This is a genomic window from Streptomyces sp. NPDC005402 (genome assembly GCF_040606575.1).
GTDB lineage: Bacteria > Actinomycetota > Actinomycetes > Streptomycetales > Streptomycetaceae > Streptomyces.
In genome coordinates this window covers 118,569-136,553 of the sequence record NZ_JBEXFB010000006.1, presented here as the reverse complement: position 1 = coordinate 136,553, position 17,985 = coordinate 118,569, and the positions used below count along the sequence as shown (strand labels likewise).

The 17,985-nt window shown below is 72.6% G+C and carries 19 protein-coding genes and 1 tRNA gene; 12 read left to right on the top strand and 8 right to left on the bottom strand.

All coding sequences use genetic code 11. From position 1 onward, the window contains the following. Positions 1–112 precede the first annotated feature (112 nt). The 3 genes from ABZT02_RS13610 to ABZT02_RS13600 all read left to right on the top strand — a co-directional run bounded on the left by ABZT02_RS13610 (position 113) and on the right by ABZT02_RS13600 (position 2,243). Positions 113–185, top strand: a tRNA-Arg gene (locus ABZT02_RS13610). A gap of 622 nt (positions 186–807) precedes the next feature. Continuing rightward, positions 808–1,767: a D-2-hydroxyacid dehydrogenase family protein gene (locus tag ABZT02_RS13605; RefSeq protein WP_356017389.1), complete on the top strand. Its 960-nt coding sequence runs from the start codon at positions 808–810 to the stop codon at positions 1,765–1,767. Between the two features lie 131 nt (positions 1,768–1,898). After that, positions 1,899–2,243, top strand: coding sequence for a chaplin (locus tag ABZT02_RS13600; RefSeq protein WP_356017387.1), 345 nt, complete (start codon positions 1,899–1,901; stop codon positions 2,241–2,243). An 87-nt stretch (positions 2,244–2,330) separates the two neighbouring features. Here the strand turns inward: ABZT02_RS13600 and ABZT02_RS13595 are convergent, their stop codons facing one another. From ABZT02_RS13595 to chpG, 7 genes are all read right to left on the bottom strand, one after another. Further along, positions 2,331–3,197, bottom strand: a complete 867-nt coding sequence (locus tag ABZT02_RS13595) for a tyrosinase family protein (RefSeq protein WP_356017385.1) — start codon at positions 3,195–3,197, stop codon at positions 2,331–2,333. Continuing rightward, positions 3,181–3,660, bottom strand: coding sequence for a tyrosinase family oxidase copper chaperone (locus ABZT02_RS13590; protein WP_356017383.1), 480 nt, complete (start codon positions 3,658–3,660; stop codon positions 3,181–3,183). The genes ABZT02_RS13595 and ABZT02_RS13590 overlap by 17 nt, the downstream gene beginning before the upstream one ends. A 182-nt stretch (positions 3,661–3,842) precedes the next feature. Next, positions 3,843–4,358 carry a hypothetical protein gene (locus ABZT02_RS13585; RefSeq protein WP_356017381.1) on the bottom strand — a complete coding sequence of 172 codons (516 nt, stop codon included), beginning with the start codon at positions 4,356–4,358 and terminating at the stop codon, positions 3,843–3,845. A gap of 163 nt (positions 4,359–4,521) precedes the next feature. Continuing rightward, complete coding sequence (locus ABZT02_RS13580; protein WP_356017379.1) at positions 4,522–5,022, bottom strand: DUF5949 family protein; 501 nt, start codon at positions 5,020–5,022, stop codon at positions 4,522–4,524. Between the two features lie 187 nt (positions 5,023–5,209). After that, positions 5,210–5,491 (bottom strand): hypothetical protein, encoded by a 282-nt coding sequence (locus ABZT02_RS13575; protein ID WP_356017378.1) that lies wholly within the window; start codon positions 5,489–5,491, stop codon positions 5,210–5,212. A gap of 104 nt (positions 5,492–5,595) precedes the next feature. Beyond that, entirely contained in the window at positions 5,596–6,315 is a 720-nt protein-coding gene (locus ABZT02_RS13570) for a hypothetical protein (RefSeq protein ID WP_356017376.1), read from the bottom strand. 246 nt (positions 6,316–6,561) lie between these two features. Continuing rightward, positions 6,562–6,801, bottom strand: a complete 240-nt coding sequence (chpG, locus tag ABZT02_RS13565; RefSeq protein ID WP_356017374.1) for a chaplin ChpG — start codon at positions 6,799–6,801, stop codon at positions 6,562–6,564. Between the two features lie 250 nt (positions 6,802–7,051). Here chpG and ABZT02_RS13560 point away from each other — a divergent pair, with 250 nt between their 5' ends. From ABZT02_RS13560 to ABZT02_RS13520, 9 genes are read left to right on the top strand one after another with little or no spacing between them, the layout of a single operon-like run. Next, a complete protein-coding gene (locus tag ABZT02_RS13560; protein WP_356017372.1) occupies positions 7,052–7,315 on the top strand; it encodes a hypothetical protein in 264 nt (87 codons plus the stop codon). Positions 7,316–7,363: 48 nt separating this feature from the next. Continuing rightward, on the top strand, positions 7,364–8,539 hold the full coding sequence (locus ABZT02_RS13555; protein ID WP_356017370.1) for a glycosyltransferase: 1,176 nt from the start codon (positions 7,364–7,366) through the stop codon (positions 8,537–8,539). Continuing rightward, positions 8,536–9,960, top strand: a complete 1,425-nt coding sequence (locus ABZT02_RS13550; RefSeq protein ID WP_356017368.1) for an exopolysaccharide biosynthesis polyprenyl glycosylphosphotransferase — start codon at positions 8,536–8,538, stop codon at positions 9,958–9,960. Before ABZT02_RS13555 ends, ABZT02_RS13550 begins: the two co-directional genes overlap by 4 nt. Before the next feature lie 4 nt (positions 9,961–9,964). After that, complete coding sequence (locus ABZT02_RS13545; RefSeq protein WP_356017366.1) at positions 9,965–11,278, top strand: O-antigen ligase family protein; 1,314 nt, start codon at positions 9,965–9,967, stop codon at positions 11,276–11,278. After that, on the top strand, positions 11,260–12,939 hold the full coding sequence (locus ABZT02_RS13540) for a lipid II flippase MurJ (RefSeq protein WP_356017364.1): 1,680 nt from the start codon (positions 11,260–11,262) through the stop codon (positions 12,937–12,939). Before ABZT02_RS13545 ends, ABZT02_RS13540 begins: the two co-directional genes overlap by 19 nt. Further along, positions 12,923–13,666 (top strand): polysaccharide deacetylase family protein, encoded by a 744-nt coding sequence (locus tag ABZT02_RS13535; RefSeq protein WP_356017362.1) that lies wholly within the window; start codon positions 12,923–12,925, stop codon positions 13,664–13,666. The genes ABZT02_RS13540 and ABZT02_RS13535 overlap by 17 nt, the downstream gene beginning before the upstream one ends. Position 13,667: 1 nt before the next feature. Beyond that, positions 13,668–14,822, top strand: a complete 1,155-nt coding sequence (locus tag ABZT02_RS13530; protein ID WP_356017359.1) for a glycosyltransferase — start codon at positions 13,668–13,670, stop codon at positions 14,820–14,822. After that, the gene (locus ABZT02_RS13525) at positions 14,819–15,475 is read left to right on the top strand and encodes a lipopolysaccharide biosynthesis protein (RefSeq protein ID WP_356017357.1); all 657 of its coding nucleotides are present in this window, start codon (positions 14,819–14,821) and stop codon (positions 15,473–15,475) included. Before ABZT02_RS13530 ends, ABZT02_RS13525 begins: the two co-directional genes overlap by 4 nt. After that, a complete protein-coding gene (locus ABZT02_RS13520; RefSeq protein WP_356017355.1) occupies positions 15,472–16,593 on the top strand; it encodes a GNAT family N-acetyltransferase in 1,122 nt (373 codons plus the stop codon). The genes ABZT02_RS13525 and ABZT02_RS13520 overlap by 4 nt, the downstream gene beginning before the upstream one ends. 28 nt (positions 16,594–16,621) lie before the next feature. Here ABZT02_RS13520 and ABZT02_RS13515 read toward each other — a convergent pair whose 3' ends face one another. Further along, positions 16,622–17,938, bottom strand: coding sequence for a glycosyl hydrolase (locus ABZT02_RS13515; RefSeq protein ID WP_356017353.1), 1,317 nt, complete (start codon positions 17,936–17,938; stop codon positions 16,622–16,624). Positions 17,939–17,985: the final 47 nt, after the last annotated feature.

The window sequence follows — 17,985 nt, the reverse complement described above, 5'->3', positions numbered from 1 at the left end:
AGCCACGGAGGCGAAGCAACAGGGACAAGGTCGTGGGAGCCCTATCCTTGTCCCCGGCAACGTCACGGAACGGCCCACACCCGGGCACCCAAGACAGAGGCCACCACACCCGGCCCCCGTAGCTCAGTGGATAGAGCAGGCGCCTTCTAAGCGCTTGGCCGCAGGTTCGAGTCCTGCCGGGGGCGCAAGTCTCCGCCCTCCCATCGGGAGGGCGTTTTTGCTGCTCAGAACGGGTATCGCTCGCCACGACAGAGCCCCCCGGGCACTCCCCCACCGATCAAGAGCGGGTTCAGAGGCGGTCCGGCTCTCACCGGGCTTCTGCGGGTGGCCGCGTCGCACACATGTCGAAGTTCTTTGGCTGAAGATCAACCGCCGTCGGGCGGCTCCGGGAGGTCTCCGGCGGCTTCAAGTCGCTTCTTCAGACCCGAGAGTTGCCCATCAACAACGCCGGGCGCAGGTGGCGAGCAGCCTGCGAGGATGCCGCCGTTCTCGCCCCGGGACAACAGATCACCCGGCCTGAGCTCCTCACGCCTGCCCCCTTTTCCGGGCGAGCTCGACGCCTCGGTGGCAGTCGTGTGGACGCGCGCCATCGCCCCGGCCGAGCAGTGGGGCCGAGCAGGAGGGCTCGCGTCTCGTCGACCGGGGACCACGGGGTGCTCAACCTCCCCCGGATCGCCTCACCGGCCGACCGCAGGAGGCCTCGCCCGCAGGAGGCCTCGCCCGCAGGCGGGCTTCGCCCAGGAGGAGCCGGCCATCCCCCGTAGAGTCGGCCTCGTTGGCGGTGGAGAGGAACCGGAGGGAACCGAAGTGCGGCTGCGCTGTGCTGTGCTGGACGACTTTCAGAACGTGGCGACCGAGCTCGCCGACTGGTCACCGCTGGCCGACGAGATCGAAGTCGTCACCTACGACACCCACTTCCCCGACGAGGACGCCCTCGCCGCGGCCCTCGCCGACGCCGACATCGTGGTGACCCTGCGCGAACGCGTCGCCTTTCCCGGATCGTTGATCGCCCGCCTCCCCCGGCTGAAGCTGATCGTCGCCTCCGGCATGCGCAACACCGTCATCGACTACGCCGCCGCCGAGACACACGGCGTCACCGTGTGCGGTACGGCGAGTTCCTCCACCCCACCCGTCGAGCTGACCTGGGCGCTGTTGCTCGGCCTCGCCCGGGGGATCGTCGAGGAGAGCAGGGCCCTGCGCGACAACGGCCCCTGGCAGCGGACGGTCGGTGCCGACCTGCACGGCCGTCGGCTCGGGCTGCTCGGCCTGGGGAAGATCGGCAGCCGGGTGGCGCGGGTCGGCCTCGCCTTCGGCATGGAGGTCAGCGCCTGGAGCCAGAACCTCACAAAGGACCGCGCCGACGAGGTGGGCGTCGAGCCGGCCGCCTCCTTGCACGACCTCCTCGCCACCAGCGACTTCGTCTCCGTCCACCTGGCCCTCGGCGACCGCACCCGCGGCCTGCTCGGCCCGGCCGAACTCGCCCTCCTCAAGCCGACCGCCTACCTGATCAACACCTCACGCGCAGCCATCGTCGACCAGGACGCCCTCCTCGCCGCCCTGCACGAGGGCCGCATCGCCGGAGCGGGCGTCGACGTCTTCGACACCGAGCCCCTGCCCGCCGACCACCCGTTCCGCACAGCCCCCCGCCTGCTCGCCACACCCCACCTCGGCTATGTCTCGCGCGCCAACTACACGACGTACTACGGCCAGGCGATCGAGGACATCCAGGCCTTCCTCTCGGGTTCTCCGGTACGGCGACTGCCCTGAGGTCCCTCCCGTCACTCTTCAAAACGGGTGATCTGCGGCGGGGCGCCGTTACCAGCCGTGAGGGGCGGCGTTGAAGGGGGAGTGCGACGGCGCGTCCTGTCGTCGCACTCCACGAACCAAAGGAGAACGTTATGTCTCGCATCGTGAAGGCGGCCGGAGTCGCTCTCGGCACCGGTGCCGTGATGATCGGTGGCGCCGGCCTGGCCATGGCGGACGCGGGCGCCGACGCCGCGGCCGTCCACTCGCCCGGCTTCCTGTCGGGCAACGTCATCCAGGTCCCGATCCACATCCCGGTCAACGTGTGCGGCAACACCGTCAACGTGGTCGGCCTGCTGAACCCGGCGTTCGGCAACCACTGCGAGAACAACAGTGGCGACCACAAGGACAAGAAGGCCGACGACAGCAAGAACGGCGGCCACAAGGAGCACCGCGCCGGTGGCAACAAGAAGGACCACGGGCAGGGTTACGGCGGCTGATCGCCCGTACCCACTCCAGAGCCCCGGCACTTTCCAGCGCCGGGGCTCTTGTGTGTCCGCACCCGTGGTTCCGTGCCGCCGTTCGGCCTACGCGTACCGGTAGATCCTGCCGTGGTCCTCCAACTCGTCCGGGGTCACGTCCCACGGCGGGAGCTTCTCGTGGCGGGCGACGATGCGGCCGCGCTGGGCGCTGCCCGGGCCGGGCGGTCGCGCGGGCAGATAGCGGTGGTCGCGGTGCCGACGCTGCCAGCGCGACCAGCACAGGTCGACGAAGGCGTGGTGCATCCAGAACACCGGGTCGTTGACGGAGGCGCCGCTCACCATCACCCCGCCGACCCAGCGGTGCACCCGGTTGTGGTTGCGCCAGGCGGCCGCACCCTGGCCCTTCCCCCACCCCTCCAACTTGTTGCGGAACCCCTTGGTGGACGTCGAGTCCCAGGGCGAGGTGTCATAGACGGGGTCCTGGAGGGCCCACTCCAGGTCGCTCCGCGTCGGCAGCTCGATCGGATCGGCGGGCCGCCCGAGGTCCCGGGTCAGGTAGTCCTCGTCGGTGATGCGTTCCCTGAGCGTCCAGTTGCCGGTCGCGTGGGCGAACGGCCCGGTCGTCACCTGCCGGTCCGGGAGCCTGCCGGTGCCGCCGAGCAGGTCGTCCGTCCAGGGCGCCGCCCTCGTCGTGCGGTCGCGGGTCCAGTCCCAGTACGGCACGGTCACCGAGGAGTCGACGCGGCGCAGGGCCCGCTCCAGCTCCAGCAGGAAGCGACGGTGCCAGGGCAGGAAGGACGGCGACATGTGCGCCGTACGCAGTCCCTCCTCGCCGTCCGAGACGTAGAAGTCGATGTGCATCCGTACGAACTCGTCGTACTCGCCGCGTCGTTTCAGCTCCAGCATCGCCTGCACGAACCGCCGCTTCTCGGCCGCGGTCAGTGTGCTGACGTCCTTACGCGTGTACGCCACCGTGGCCCCCCATGTCTGCCCCGTCGTTCCCCGTCTCCCGCAACTGCCGCCCGGGCCCCAGTTCGTCGACGGCCGCCCGTGCGGCGTCCAGCGCAGTGGCGTACGACCGGTAGTGGTCGACCATGCTCAGCCAGGTGCCGTCGGCGCGGCGCATCAGGTGCAGCAGCCGTCCGTCCACGGTGACCCGCCACTGTCCGCCGCCGGGAGCACCGCCGACGGGAGTGCGGACGCCGCGGATCAGGCGGCCCCGGTACATCTCGTCGAAGACGAGCCGGGCGGCCGGTTCGGCCGCGCGCGGCACCCGCGAGGCGGTGACGACCGGGGTGAGCGCGACCGCGACGGCGGCCGGGCCGAAGATCCCGAGCAGCAGGTCTCGCCTGCTCCGGCGGACGGGCGCGCCGCTCTCCGGGCTTGCCCGGGAGGGATCGGCGCCCACCGGTGTTCGGCCGACGCTCATGACCATCGTGTGCTCCTCGTCTCGTGCGCGAAAGGGCTCGGGTTCCGTTGCCCGTACCGGTAACCGCCCGACGGCCTGCGCGGTCACCGTCCGAGGGCCCAAGGGGTGAACTTCCGTGCCGAAGCGCCGACGGGGCCCGGGCCGTGTCACGGTCCGGGCCCCGTCGGGGGAGGAGGGGTCGAGGCGCTTTACAGGCCGGGGCCCGCGGTCAGGTCGGCGCCCGGCGTGGCCTGCACCATCGGCAGCAGGACGCCCGCCTCCGGGAGCTTCGGCTGCGGCAGAGTGCCGCTACCGGGCTTGGGCGCGGTCAGCGGGGCGTCCAGGGCCAGGCCCGGTGTCAGTGTCCGCGCATCGGCGGCGGGCGCGTCGAGGCCGAGATGGTCGAAGCCGTCGTCGAGAAGGTGCGGCACCGGCGCGGTGAGGTCGGCGCCGGGCAGCCCGCCGTTGATCGGCACCGGCGGAATGGTCCGCTCCGGCATGAGCCGGCCCTCGACGAACTTCGGTGCCTCGGGGACGCCCGGCGTCATCACCGGGATCTTCCCGCCGGCCTTGGGCAGCTCCATGTGGAGGGCGCTCTCGGCACCCTCCAGCGGCACGGGTACGGGCACCGTGCCCACCGCCGCGGCGGGGGACGCGGCAGCCCCCACCGCGGCCGCGACGCCCGTGATGACGGCGGCAAGGGTTCCTCGGGTGGTCGACCTCATGACAGATTCGGTCCCTTTCAGGTGTGCGGGCTCAACGTCCGTACCGGTAACGATCCCGGTGCGGTGACCAGCGCGAGATTCCCCCGGTTGCCGCAGTAGTACGACCTACGGCAGTCGGCTCGTCCGGATGCCGGCGATCCCGACGGGCTCTCGGCCTGCCCTGTCAGGAGCGCAGGCTGCGCGCCGGCAGGATGATGTGGGCGGCGGCCTTCAGCGTCTCTTCGGCACTCGCGAAAACGGCCAGTTCGTCCCAGGTGACGGCGGACCGGCCCGTGGCCCTGGGCCAGGGCCGGGTGGTGAACACGACGTAGGCGTAGCCGCGCTCGGCGACGGCCGCGAGCCATTGCGGCCCTACCTGGCACTGGACGTTCAGCCGCGGCATGGTGACGACGGCATGCCCGGCCACCACGAGCATCGTGATCGGCAGGCTCGGCCTGACGCTGCCGTCGACGAGGTCACCGCCGACGGTCAGGCCGTTCTCGTTCAGCAGCCTCTCGACGGCGGCGGTCGCGGCCTCGGTGCCGTCGGGGGCGTCCCCGCGGGAATACGCGAGAAGGAAGGGCATGTCGTGGCCGTCGGGAGCCTCGCCGCTCCAGGCCGTCATCGCGAGAGTGCCGAGATCGGCGGTGCGCAGAGGGCGGGTTTCGCCGGAGGTCGTGGTCACCGCGCGACCGTACCCACGCGGCCGGACGGGGGTGGCCGTTTCTCACTCGGCCGGGGGAGCGCTGATGCCGTCTCCATCCGAACGAGGGAGGCACCGCTCCGCTGTGCTGTCCGGCTCGAACAGCACGTAGGGCCGATCCCGGGCGGCGGCCGCCGCTGGGGAATCGGCCCCGGCGTGGAGGATGACGTCACTTGCCCACGGGAAGTCCACCGAGGAGTCCGCGCCTGGAGTTCGCCTTGGCGGTCGCCTTCTTGGCGGTGTGGAGCACCGACTTCTTGTTCTCCGTGTTCAGCGCGTCCGACTGGTGCTGCAGCGGCCGCACGTCGAGGGGGCCCTTGGTGAGCGAGTTGACGGCGCCGTTGAGGCTGGTCGGCGTGAGATCGGCGGTGTCCTGAGCGAACGCGGGTGCGGCGGCACCGGCGAGAACCAGGGAACCGGCAACGACAGCAGCAGCCTTCAGGGACTTCATCGTGTTCCTCTCTTCGGCAATTCATGGCGTCGGGCGGGGAAGCCCGACGCCGTGCCCAACGAGCCCCGGGCGGAGCGGAAACTCCGTGCGCGGATATTGGGCTTTCATGAAAATGCCGGGAAGAGCGAGTCGGCGGGCGGCGAACTGCTCGGCAGCAGGGACAGGCCCGCCAGGTCGGGAGCGGGCAGTTCGGTGCCGACCATGGTGGCGGCGATGGTGTCGACCAGGGCGCTGATCACGGCGGGGAGGGTGGACTCGACCTGGGTGGCCTCTCCGGAGGTGACCGCGGCGAGCAGGGCGTCGACCGCCTTCTGCAGGGCGTCGAGCACGTCGTCCAGCAGGTCGGCCGACGCCTTGGTGGACCGCGCCTCGGCGGCTTCGCGGTTCTGGATGAGCGTGAACTGCAAGGAGGAGCTCGGCGTCGTCGTGCCGCCCGTCGTCGTGCTCGGAGTCGTCGTCATGCCCGTGGCCGGCGGGATGACGGCGGCCGCCGAAGCTTCCTCCGTGATCTTCGCGAAGGCGTTCTTGACGGCGTCCCCGAGCTTGGACGCCTGCTCGACGGAGAGCTGGCCGTTGTCGGCCCCGAGCACGGTGTTCAGCAGGTCGGTGACCGGGGTGAGCACGCCGCCCAGTCCGGCCAGGGCCTCGACCTGGGGGCGGAGCACGTCCGCGTCGGGAACGGGCACCGGCGCATGGGACGCCGCCTCGACGCGGCCGGCGGCCGAGTCCCTCTCCGCCGCCGCCGCGGTGGGACCGGCGACCGCGACGAGCAGTGCGGCGGAGAGTGCGCAGGAGGCGATACGCCGTGCGGGCAGACCACGCATGGGGTTCCTTTCGATGTGCTCGGGATCCTGAGCTCACCGTGGATGCGACCACCGCGCCCTGCAACCCAAACGATCACCCCCCGACATCGCCCAGGCCGCGCCCCTCGGACATCACCCCTGGTAAGGGCATGCCAAGACATGGACCGCTCGTTTCGCAGGTCACCCCCCAACCGGGGAAACGCGGACCGGCCGCACTCCCGTGGAAGGGTCCACGCGAGGGCGGCCGGCGGAGGCGGCGAGCCGAGGTCAGTCGTTCTCGCACTCGTTGCCGAACGCGGGGTTCAGCGCGGCGATGACGTTGACCGTGTTGCCGCAGACGTTGATCGGGACGTGGACCGGGACCTGGATGACGTTGCCCGACAGCACGCCCGGGGAGTGGGCGGCAACGCCCTGCGCGCCGCTGTCGGCGGCGGCGATGCCCGCGGTGCCCGCAACGGCGGCGGCCGCAACGGTGGTCAGGGCCAGGCCCTTCGCGATACGCGACATGGGGAGGTACTCCTTGGGGATTGACACAGACCGGACGGGGATGCCCGGTGCTGTGTCAACGCGTGACGCCCGCGCGGGTTGTGCGGCCAATGGGGTGATCTCACGAACGAACGTGCCGCACCATTCCGACACACATGTCGGGTTTCACGGACTAAATGCGCATACCGGATAGGGTGCGAAGCTCTTGACGCACCCATGCAGCCAGCACCTCGCATTCGTCACGTCACCTGCTGAAAGGGCAAAGCCGGTCATGCGTATTTCCGGGATCCCGCTGTGCCACGTTGCGAGGATCGGCGTCTACGCCCTCGGGGTGCCGGCTGCTCCCGTCCGCGTCCGGGGCACCGTCCGCGCGGCGGACGACGACTTCGACGCGTCCGGTGTCGACCGGTCCGATCTGTCCGAACTCGGCAAGGCGCCGCGGTCCGGTGGTGACCAGTCGGCCTTGTGGCTCGTTTCCCAGCGCGACGCGGCCAGGGCCGGCGTGCTCTTCGTCGCTGCTGCTGCCCGCGCGTAGGCGCCTTCCCTCCCGTCCCGAGCGCCGTCCGTGAGCGAGGAAACGCGCATGCACCAGTCAGTCCCCGACCCCCGGCCACGGGTCCTGCACCTGACCCAGCCCGTGGACGGCGGGGTCGCCCGTGTGGTGACGGACCTGGCCCGAGCCCAGCTCGCGGCCGGTCTGCACGTGACGGTCGCCTGCCCGGACGGCCCCCTCGCTCCCGCCGTGCGGGGGCTGGGCGCCGACGTACGGCACTGGCCCGCCACCCGCTCACCGGGTCCGGCCCTGGTGCGGGAGGTACGGCGGCTCGGTCAGGTGCTCGAGGACGTGCGCCCCGACCTGGTCCACGCACACAGCGCCAAGGCCGGTCTGGTCGGCCGGCTCGCGGTGCGGGGGCGGATCCCGACCGTGTTCCAGCCGCATGCCTGGTCGTTCGAGGCGGTCGGCGGGATGACGGCGGCGCTCGCGCTGAGGTGGGAGCGGTGGGGGGCGCGTTGGGCATCGCGAGTGGTGTGTGTGAGCGCGGCGGAGCGCGCGACCGGCGTGCGCGCCGGGATCGGCGGGAGGTGGACGGTCGTCCCCAACGGCATCCGGCCCGACCGCTTCCACCCCGCCCCCGTCGACACCGTACGGTCCGATGTCCTTCCCGGTGTCGATCCAGCCGCGCCTCTCGTGGTGTGCGTGGGGCGGCTGTGCCGGCAGAAGGGGCAGGACGTCCTGCTGGATGCCTGGGACAGCGTGTCGCGGCGGGTTCCGGGCGCCCGGCTCGTGCTCGTCGGTGACGGGCCCGACCTGGAACGCCTGCGCTCCCGTGCACCGCGGACCGTGCTGTTCGCCGGGGCCGTCACCGACACCGCGCCCTGGTACCAGGCCGCCGACCTGGTCGTGCTGCCCTCGCTCTGGGAGGGCATGGCGCTCGCCCCGCTGGAGGCGATGTCCTGCGGACGCCCCGTGGTGCTGACGGACGTGGACGGTGCCCGGGAGAGCCTGCCGCCCGCGCTCCTCCCCCGCTGCCTGGTGCCACCGGGTGATCCGGAGCCGCTCGCCGAGGCGGTCACCACGCTGCTGCTCGATCCGTTGCTGCGCGAGGCGCTCGGCCATCAGGGGCGCCGCCACGTCCTGTCCACGCACGATGTACGGCTCACCGCCGAAGCGGTGGCGGCCGTGTACCGCGACGTGCTCGGCGGCCCGGCCGCCGTATGCGCCGTGCCCACCGAGTACAGGGAGTTCATCCACTCGTGACCGCGGAAAGTACCGTCCCCTCGCCCGGTGCCCAGCCACGGGATCCCGGTTTCGCGCCGCTGTTCGTCAAACCGTCGCGCGGCACCGCATCCGGTTTCCGCTTCCCGGCCAGCAGACCCCCGGCCCGCCCGGCCTCCCCGGCCCCGCTGCTCGCCGCGGACAGCGTCGCCGCCCTGCTGGGCGCCGTGACACTCGCCGGCGCCGAGCACCAAGTGCTCCTGGTGGCGCTGCTGGTGACCGCGTCCATGCTGCTGCGCCGGCACCCGACGCGGCCGGTACCGGGGATCCTCGACGAACTGCCCACCGTGTGCGGCCGGATCGCGATCGCCTGGCTGGCGGTCGCGGCCCTCGTCGCCGCCTACGCGCCCCACCACGCCCTGTCCGCCCGCACCCTCGCCACGGGCTTCGTGCTCCAGTCGGCGACGGCCTGCGCGGCCCGGGGCACCGTGCACTGGCGGCGGCGGGTGCTGCGGTGCGCCCGGCCGCGGGCCGCGCTGGTCGTCGGCCCGGCCGGGATCGCGCAGCGGGTGGCCGCCGCCGTGCTGCGGCATCCGCGGTGCGGGGTGCGGCCGGTGGGCATCGTGGCCGAGCAGCCGGACGGCGGCGGTCAGTTGCCGGTGCTGACGACCGGCGAGGAGGTCGAGCGGGCCCTCATCCAGAACGGTGTGCGGGACGTCCTGGTCGTCCATCCCTCCGCCCGCTCCGCCCAGGCCCCGCTTTTGCGGGCGCTCGCCGAGTCGGGCTGCGCGGTGTGGGAGGTGGAGCCGGACTCACCGTCGTACGCCTCGAAGGACCAGCTCGCCGGGTTCTCCTGTCGCCGGCTGGACCTGGGCTCGCGGCGGCGCGGCGGCCTCGGCAAACGGCTGCTGGACGTGGCCGTCTCCGGGACGCTGCTGCTGATGGTCAGCCCGTTGCTGCTGGTGTTCGCGGTGGCGCTGCGGCTGACCGGAGGGCCGGGTGTGGTGTTCCGGCAGGAGCGCATCGGCAAGGACGGCCGGCCCTTCACCCTGCTGAAGTTCCGCACCCACAGACCGGTCGACGAGCACGAGGCGGCGACCCGCTGGAGTGTGGCGAACGAACACCGCATGCCGTGGTTCTGCCGCTTCCTGCGCCGCACCTCGCTGGACGAGTTGCTCCAGCTGTGGAACGTCCTGTGGGGCGACATGAGCCTGGTCGGGCCGCGCCCCGAACGCCCGTACTTCGTCGCCAAGTTCAGCCAGGCGCACCCGGGTTACGCGGCCCGCCACCGCATGCAGACCGGCATCACCGGCCTCTCCCAGATCCACGGTCTGCGCGGGGACACCTCCATCGAGGACCGGGCCCGCTTCGACAACGCCTACATCGACAACTGGTCGCTGTGGCAGGACGTCTGCATCCTGCTGCGCACCGCGGCCGCGCTCGTGCGCCCGACGGGGAGCTGAGCACATGACCCACGCCCTGACCCTGCCCCGCGTCCGGCAGTGGCCCCCCGTCCTGCCCGTGCTCGCCGTCGTCGCCCTGCTCGCGCTGCCGCTCACCCCGGGCGACGAGGGCGGCGCGGGACCGGCCGACGCGGCCTCCGCGCTCGTCGTCGTGTACTGCGCGATCCGGCTCGTACGGGACCGGCGGCGCCCCCTGTCCCGTACGGCGGTCGTGCTGCTGGGACTGCCCGTGGCCGGGCTCGCGCTCGCCGCGGCGGGGGCGGCCTCCCCTAGCGCGGGCGTCAGCGGCATGGGCCGCTACCTCCAGGTGTTCGTGCTGGTCCCGGCCGCCGTCCTGCTGCTGATCCGCGACCGGACTGACTTCCGGCTGCTGACCTGGGCGTTCGTGGGGCTCGCCGTGTGGCAGGGCGCGATCGGTACGCATCAGTACATGACGGGGACCGGCGCCTCGTACCAGGGCCAGGACATCCGGGCCGTCGGTACCTTCGGGGCGAGTGACGTGATGGGGATGGCGACCGTCGTGTCCTTCGGGCTGGTGTGCTCGGTGGGGCTGGCCCTGGGCCGGACGTCCGTACGACAGCGGGCGGTCGCCGCCGGCTGCGCGGTCGCGCTGCTGCTGCCGCTCGCGCTGTCCTTCAGCCGCGGTGCGTGGATCGCGACGGCCGTGACGTGCGGGGCACAGCTGGTGCTGGCCGGGCTGCGGCGGGCGCTGACGGTGACCGCGGCGGTGGCCGCGACCGGCGTGATCCTGGTGGGCGGATTCGGACTGGGCTCGGCACAGCTCCAGGAGCGGATCGACAGCGTCACACGGGTCGCCGACGCGCCCGACCAGTCCGTCACCGATCGCTACACGCTGTGGGCGGCGGCGGTCGGCATGTGGCGCGAACATCCGCTCACCGGCGTCGGGTTGAAGGGCTTCCCCGAGCACCGGGACACACACGCCTCGCTCGCGCTGTCCGCGGGCAGCGACACCGAGGGCGCGGGCGCGGACTTCCGCAAGCAGCCGCTGCTGTCCCCGCACAACATGTACCTCCTCGTCCTCGCCGAACAGGGCCTGATCGGTCTGCTCGCGCTCGCGGGCTGTTGGCTGGGCCTTCTGGTGTGCGGGTTGCGCGGGCTGTCGCGGGTACGGCGTGACGGTCCGGGGCTCGACTGCGCACTCGTCGCCTGCGGCCTGTTGATCTGGCAGCTGAGCGACTTCCTGTACGCCGACATCGGCGGCCCGTCGACCGTGCTGACGGCGGTGTGCTTCGGGCTGGTGGCGTGGTGGGCGCTGGCCGGAAGCGGCAAGACGACGGCATGGGGCACGGTGCGGTGAACGTGACGCCCTCCCGGCCCGACGCGCCCACCGACACCGACACCGACACCACGGTGGCGGTTCCCTCCGCCCGCACCGCCGACGCGAGCGAACTCGCCCCCGTCTCCGGGGGGTTCCTCGCCAAGGCCACCCTGGTCACGGCCGCCCTCTCGATCGTCGGAGCCCTGCTCGGGCTGGTCCGTGACCAGGCACTGGCCCGGCTGTTCGGTGCCGGGAGCGAGACGGACGCCTTCCTGGTGGCCTGGACCGTGCCCGAGTTCGCCTCCACCCTGTTCATCGAGGACGGACTGGCCTTCGCGCTGATCCCGGCGTTCAGCCTGGCGCTGGCCCGCCGTGCGCAGGGCGCTCCCGGCGACCCGGTCCGCTCGCTGGTGGCCGCCACGCTCCCCTGGCTGTCGCTGGCCTTCGTCGGCGTGTCCGCGATGGTCATCGGCGCCGCCCCCTACCTGGTCGAGGCCCTGGCACCGGGGCTGCCCGACCCCGGCCTCGCCGTCGACTGCACCCGGCTGACCGCGCTGAGCGTGCTGGGCTTCGGGCTCGCCGGGTACTGCAGCGCCGCCCTCAGGGCACACCGGACCTTCCTCGCGCCGGCCGCCATCTACGTGGCCTACAACACCGGCATCATCACCGCGATGTTCGTGCTGGGCGGCCAGTGGGGCGTGCGCTCGGCGGCCGTCGGGGTCGCGGTGGGCGGTGGACTGATGGTGGCGATCCAGTTGCCGTCCGTCTGGCGGCAGTCGCGACGCCGGGCGGCACCTCGGGTCGCCTCCGCCGAGGCGCCCGGGCAGAGCGTGACGCTGACGATGGTCGCCACCGTCCTCCTCTTCGCCCTGTGCCGGCAGTCCCAGATCCTCATCGAACGCTTCCTCGCCTCCACCCTCCCGGCCGGCGCCATCTCGCACCTCAACTACGCGCAGAAGGTGGCACAGATCCCGATGACGCTGTCACTGATGCTGTGCACGGTCACCTTCCCGGTGGTGGCGCGGGCGCTGGCCGACGGCGACACGGAGCGTGCCCGGGACCGCGTGGAGCGGGACCTGGCGCTGGCCGCGTGTCTGGTGCTGCTCGGCGCGGCCACGGTGATCGCCTGCGCCCCGCAGATGGTCGAACTCCTCTTCCAACGCGGCGAGTTCACCGCGGCGGACACGGCGGCGACCGCGGGGGTCATGCGCGTGTACGCCCTCGGGCTGCTCGGCCAGACCCTGGTCGGGTGCCTGGTCCGGTCGCACTTCTCGGCGGGCCGCTCCACCTGGTATCCACTCGGCGCGATGGCCCTCGGCATCGCCACCACCGCCGGCGTCGGCTCCTGGACGGTGGGCCCCTGGGGAGTGGCCGGAATCGCCGCCGCGAACGCCATCGGCATCACCGTCACGGCCATGGTGCTGCTCGCCGGCATGGGCGCGCGCAACGTCCCGATCCGTACCCGGAGGGTTCTCGTCGGGCTCGGCAGGACGCTGTGCGCGGCGGTCGTCGCAGCCGTCGCCGGCGCGTTCACGGCGAGCCTGTTCGGCTCGGCGGTACCGGGTCTGGCCGCGGGTTCCCTGACCGTGGTCGCCGTCTTCGTCCTGTTCGCCAGGGCCCTGAACGTCCAGGGCGTCGCTTCCGCACTGCGTTCCGTACGCACCGTCACCCGAAGGCTCCCGTATGCCCGTTTCCGCTGACATCGCCCCTCTCAGAGGTCCGGTGCCCTGGGTGGCGATGTACCACTCCGTGGGCGACGCCTCCGACGACCCCTACCGCGTCACGGTCACGCCCGAGCGGCTGGACCGGCAGCTGCGCTGGCTGCGCGGACGCGGCCTCACCGGGGTCTCCGTGGCCGACCTGCTGGCCGCCCGCGCCCGCGGCGAAGGCCGCAAGCTGGTCGGGCTCACCTTCGACGACGGTTACGCCGACTTCGTCGACCATGCCCTGCCGGTACTGCGCCGGTACGGCTTCGGCGCCACGCTCTTCGCACTGCCGGGCCGGCTCGGCGGGGACAACGCCTGGGACCGGCCGGGCCCGCGCAAGCCGCTGCTCACCGCGGACGGCATCCGGCAGGCGGCGGCCGAGGGCGTGGAGATCGGCTCGCACGGGCTGACCCACGTCGACCTGACCGAGGCGGACGACGCCCTGGTGAAGGCCGAGGTCGTCGAGAGCCGGGCCGCGCTGGAGCAATTGACGGGATCTCCCGTCAACGGCTTCTGCTACCCGTACGGCACGATCGACCAACGTGCCGTGGACGCCGTCCGCGACGCCGGGTACACGTACGCCTGCGCGATCGACCCCGGTCCGCTGAACGGCCCGTACGCCCTGCCCCGCCTGTACATCGGGCAGGGCGACACCGCCGTACGCCTGTTTCTGAAGTACCGGCTGCACCGCCTGCGCCGACGCCCTGTCGAGGGGGTCTGACGTGCGGGCCCTGCATGTCATCACCGGCCTGGGCGTCGGCGGTGCCGAGCAGCAGCTCCGGCACCTGCTGCGGCACCTGCCGGTCGACTGCGAGGTCGTCACGCTCACCAACCCGGGCGCGGTCGCCGACGGGCTGGCCGCCGACGGGGTGCGGGTGACCCACCTGGGGATGGCCGGCAACCGGGACCTGGGCGCTCTGCCCCGGCTGGTCCGGCTGATCCGCGCGGGCGGCTACGACCTCGTGCACACCCACCTCTACCGTGCCTGCGTCTACGGCCGGCTCGCCGCGCGGCTCGCCGGCGTCCGGGCGATCGTCGCCACCGAGCACTCCCTGGGTGACTCGCAGATGGAGGGCCGCCCGCTGACGGCGGGGGTTCGTGGGCTCTACCTGGCCAGCGAGCGCCTGGGCCGGACCACGGTCGCCGTCTCCCCCGCCGTCGCCGAACGGCTGAGACGCTGGGGCGTTCCCGCTCCCCGGATCGAGGTCGTCCCCAACGGCGTCGACCTGGACCGCTTCCGCTTCGACCCCGACCGTCGCCTGCGCACCCGGCAGCGGCTCGGCCTGCCCGAGACGGCGTACCTCATCGGCGGCATCGGCCGGCTCACGGCCGCCAAACGCTTCGACGTCCTGATCCGGACTCTTGCCCGACTGCCCGCCGACCACTGGCTGTTGCTGGCCGGCGGCGGACCGGAGGAGCACGCTCTGCGGCGGACCGCTCAGGACGCCGGGGTCACGGACCGCGTGCTGTTCACCGGCGAACGCCCCTGCGTCCCCGACGGCACCCCCGGCCCCGATCTGCCGTCCCTCACCTCGGCGATGGACCTGCTGGCCTCCCCGTGCCCGGAGGAGACCTTCGGTCTGGCGATGGTGGAGGCGCTGGCGGCCGGGCTGCCCGTCCTCTACTCGTCCTGTCCGGCGCTCGAGGACCTGCCCCCGCAGAGCGCGGCGGCCGCTCGCCTCGTCCGCGGCGGCCCCGACGCCTTCGCGCGGGCCGTCACCGCCACCCGGGCCATGGGCCCCGGCCCGCGCACCGCGCCCGAGGCCACCGACCGCTACAGCATCACCCGCAGCGCCGATCGCCTGTTGAACGTCTACGCGGCCGCGGTGGCCGCCTCTTCCACGTCTCCATCACCCCAGGGAGTCCCTTCCTCATGACCGAGAACCCCACCGGACCAAGCCACCCGAGCACCGGCCTGGCCCGCGTCAGGACCCTGCCGCCCTGGACCCTGCTCGCGGCCGGAACCCTCGTCGGCGGGCTGCTCGGCGGGGTGTACGGGGTCGCCGCGCCGCCCGAGTACACCGCCACCTCCTACGTCGTCGCCGTCCCGACCGCGAAGTCCGACCCGGCGACCGCGACCGGCTTCGCTCAGGCCTACGGCCGGGTCGCCACGCAGCTCGCGGTGCTCGGGGACGCACAGGTGTGGGCCGGGGTGCCGGTCACGACGCTGAAGTCGAGCGTGCGGACGGAGACCTCACCGGACGCCCCGATGGTCGCCGTCACAGCCACCTCCACCCACCCCGACCTCGCCGCCGACATGGCCAACGCCGTCTCCCGAGCGCTGACCCGGCACGCGAACGACACCAAGGGCGCCACCCGTGTCGAGCTTCAGCAGTTCGCCCGGGCCACCAAGCCCAGCGAGCCGTCCTCGGCATCCCCGGCCCTGATCGGCCTGGTGGGCGCGAGCGCGGGCGGCCTGCTCGGCGGGCTGGTGCTGCTGGGCCGGCCCAGGCGGTCCGGGGACGCGCCCGGGCGCCCCGCGTCCGTACCGGGTCCGGCCCTGGCCGCCGACACCCACGGGCAGCTGTGAGGTACCGGGCGGAACTCGTCACCACAGAACAGGGCTTCGCCGAACTGGCGGCTGAGTGGGGCGACTTGTACCGCCGGTGCGGGTCCGCCACCCCCTTCCAGAGTCACGCCTGGCTGCACTCCTGGTGGCTGTCGTACGGCCGACGCGGCCGGCTGCGGCTGGTGCTGGTGCGCGACGGTGCCGACCTGGCCGCCGCCGCGCCGCTGATGCGGGTGGACCGCCCGGTGCCCTCCCTCGTGCCGCTCGGCGGGTCCATCTCCGACTACGGGGACGTGCTGCTGGACGACGAGCGCGGCCCGGAGGCGGTCACCGCGCTCGCCGGGGGCCTGTCCGCGGCCGCTCGCACCGCCCTGATCGACCTCCGCGAGGTCCGCCCGGGCGGCGCCGCCGAGCGGATCTACGGCCACTGGAGCGGGCCCCGACGCCGGGTGGACGACTCGGTGTGCCTGGAACTGCCCGCCGTGTCCATGGACGAACTGATCACGCGTCTGCCCACGGCCAAGGCCCAGCAGCGGGTCCGCGCCAAGCTGCGCAAGCTGACCGCGCTCGGGATCCAGCAGCACACCGTGACACCGGACGAGGTGGACAAGGCGCTGCGGCGGCTCATCGAGCTGCACACGCTCCAGTGGCAGGGCCGAGGGGTGACGCCCGAGCATCTGCGACCTCGGTTCCGCGACCACCTGGTGCGCTCGGTCGCACCGATGGTGCGCTCCGGGGACGCGGTGGTCACCGAGTTCCGCCTCGACGACGACGTGGTGGCCGTGGACCTCACCCTGCTGTCGCGGCGGCTCGCGGGCGGCTATCTGTACGGCGCCCACCCGTGCCTGCGGGAACGAAAGGCGGACGTGGCGGTGATGCTGCTCGACGCGTGCAGCCGTCGCACCCAGGACGGCGGCCACGGCACGCTGAGCCTGCTGCGCGGCACCGAACCGTACAAGCACCACTGGCGGCCCAAGACGGTCGTCAACCAGCGGCTGCTGCTGGCCCGGCGGCGCACGGCCCCGCTGCTCGCGGCGGTCGAGTGCGACGTGGCCGCGCGGCGGCGGGGCAAGGAACTGCTTCTCCACTGGCAGGGCTGGACGGAGCGGAAGGAACGCCACGATGGCGGCGGGTCCTGAGGGAGTCCGCCGCCACCGGCCGGCCGCGCTACCGGTTGCGCGCCCACCAGTCGAAGCGCAGGCACAGCTTCCCGCCGAGCCAGTACTCGACCCAGTCGCCCAGATCCAACGGCGCGCACTTGGGCGGACTCGTCGGGCTGGCGGGGACGGTGGGCTCTTCCGGCTCCGTGACCGGGTCCGTGGGCTCGACCGGCTCCGTGACCGGGTCCGTGGGCTCGGCCGGCTCCGTGACGGGGTCCGTGATGGTGCCGGAGAGGAGGGACCGGTAGATCTCTGCCGCCCTCGGGTTGTCCGGGCACTGCCACACACCGTGCGGGCAGTAGTCGGTCAGCGTGTTGTAGAGCGGCTTGTGCTCGTTCATCCAGGCGAGCATGCGCCGCATGTACTCGGCGTTGTCCCCGTTGCGGAACAGTCCCCATTCCGGATAGGAGACGGGCTTGCCGTGGGCCTTGGCGAAATCGACCTGCGCCTGAAGGCCGTAGGGCTCATTCACCTGTTCGTCGAATGTCACCCCGGACGGCTGGTCGTAGGAATCCATGCCAACGATGTCGACCGAGTCGTCCCCCGGATAACACCGCGTCCAGGGCACGGCGTCCCGCCCCCGGGACGGCGCGAAGTCGAACCGGAACTTCTGCCCCGGCACCGCACGCATGGTCGTGACGATCCTGTTCCAGTACGTCTTCCAGGCCTGCGGGTCGGGCCCGCAGCGATGGGTGTACGTGGTGCCGTTCATCTCCCAGCCGAGCACGATCACCGTGTCCGGAACCTTCAGCCGCACCAGCCGTTCGGCCAGCGCGCGGAAGTGATGGTCGAACCGGCCGGCAGCGCCCTGGCGCAACAACTGCCGCACCTCGGCGTCGGGGACGTGCTCCTCGTTGCGCTCCAGCATGGGGACGTTGAGGACGAACATCCGGTCCTCCCGCCCGGTGCGCCAGCGCGCCCACGCGTCGAGGAAGCCGGGGGCGCCCTCGATGTTGCTCCAGCGGTCTCCGGGCAGATACGTGTGCCCGACGCGCAGTTCGGCACCGCCCAGCCAGCGGCTGAGGTCGAGCATGCGGGCCACGCCACTGGGGCCGTAGTCGAGATAGGCACCGAACGCGGGGGCATGTTTTCCGGGCCGCGCCGGGGCCGGCAGGGGCAGCGGGGTCACCTTCGGCTGCTCGGGCAGGGCCGGGATCACGGGGACCGGTGTGACGGCGGGTGTCGGAGCGGGAGGATCGGCGATCCGCGCCACCCCCGCACCCGCCGCGAATCCTGGACCGGACGCCAGTGCCGTTGTCGCGACGACCGACGCCGCGACAACGGCCAACCGCCCGGACCGGGTCCGTCGATGCTGTAGGGCCATGCCTGCTCCTCTCTCCACGCTCGGACTTTCGCTTTCGCTTTCGCTGT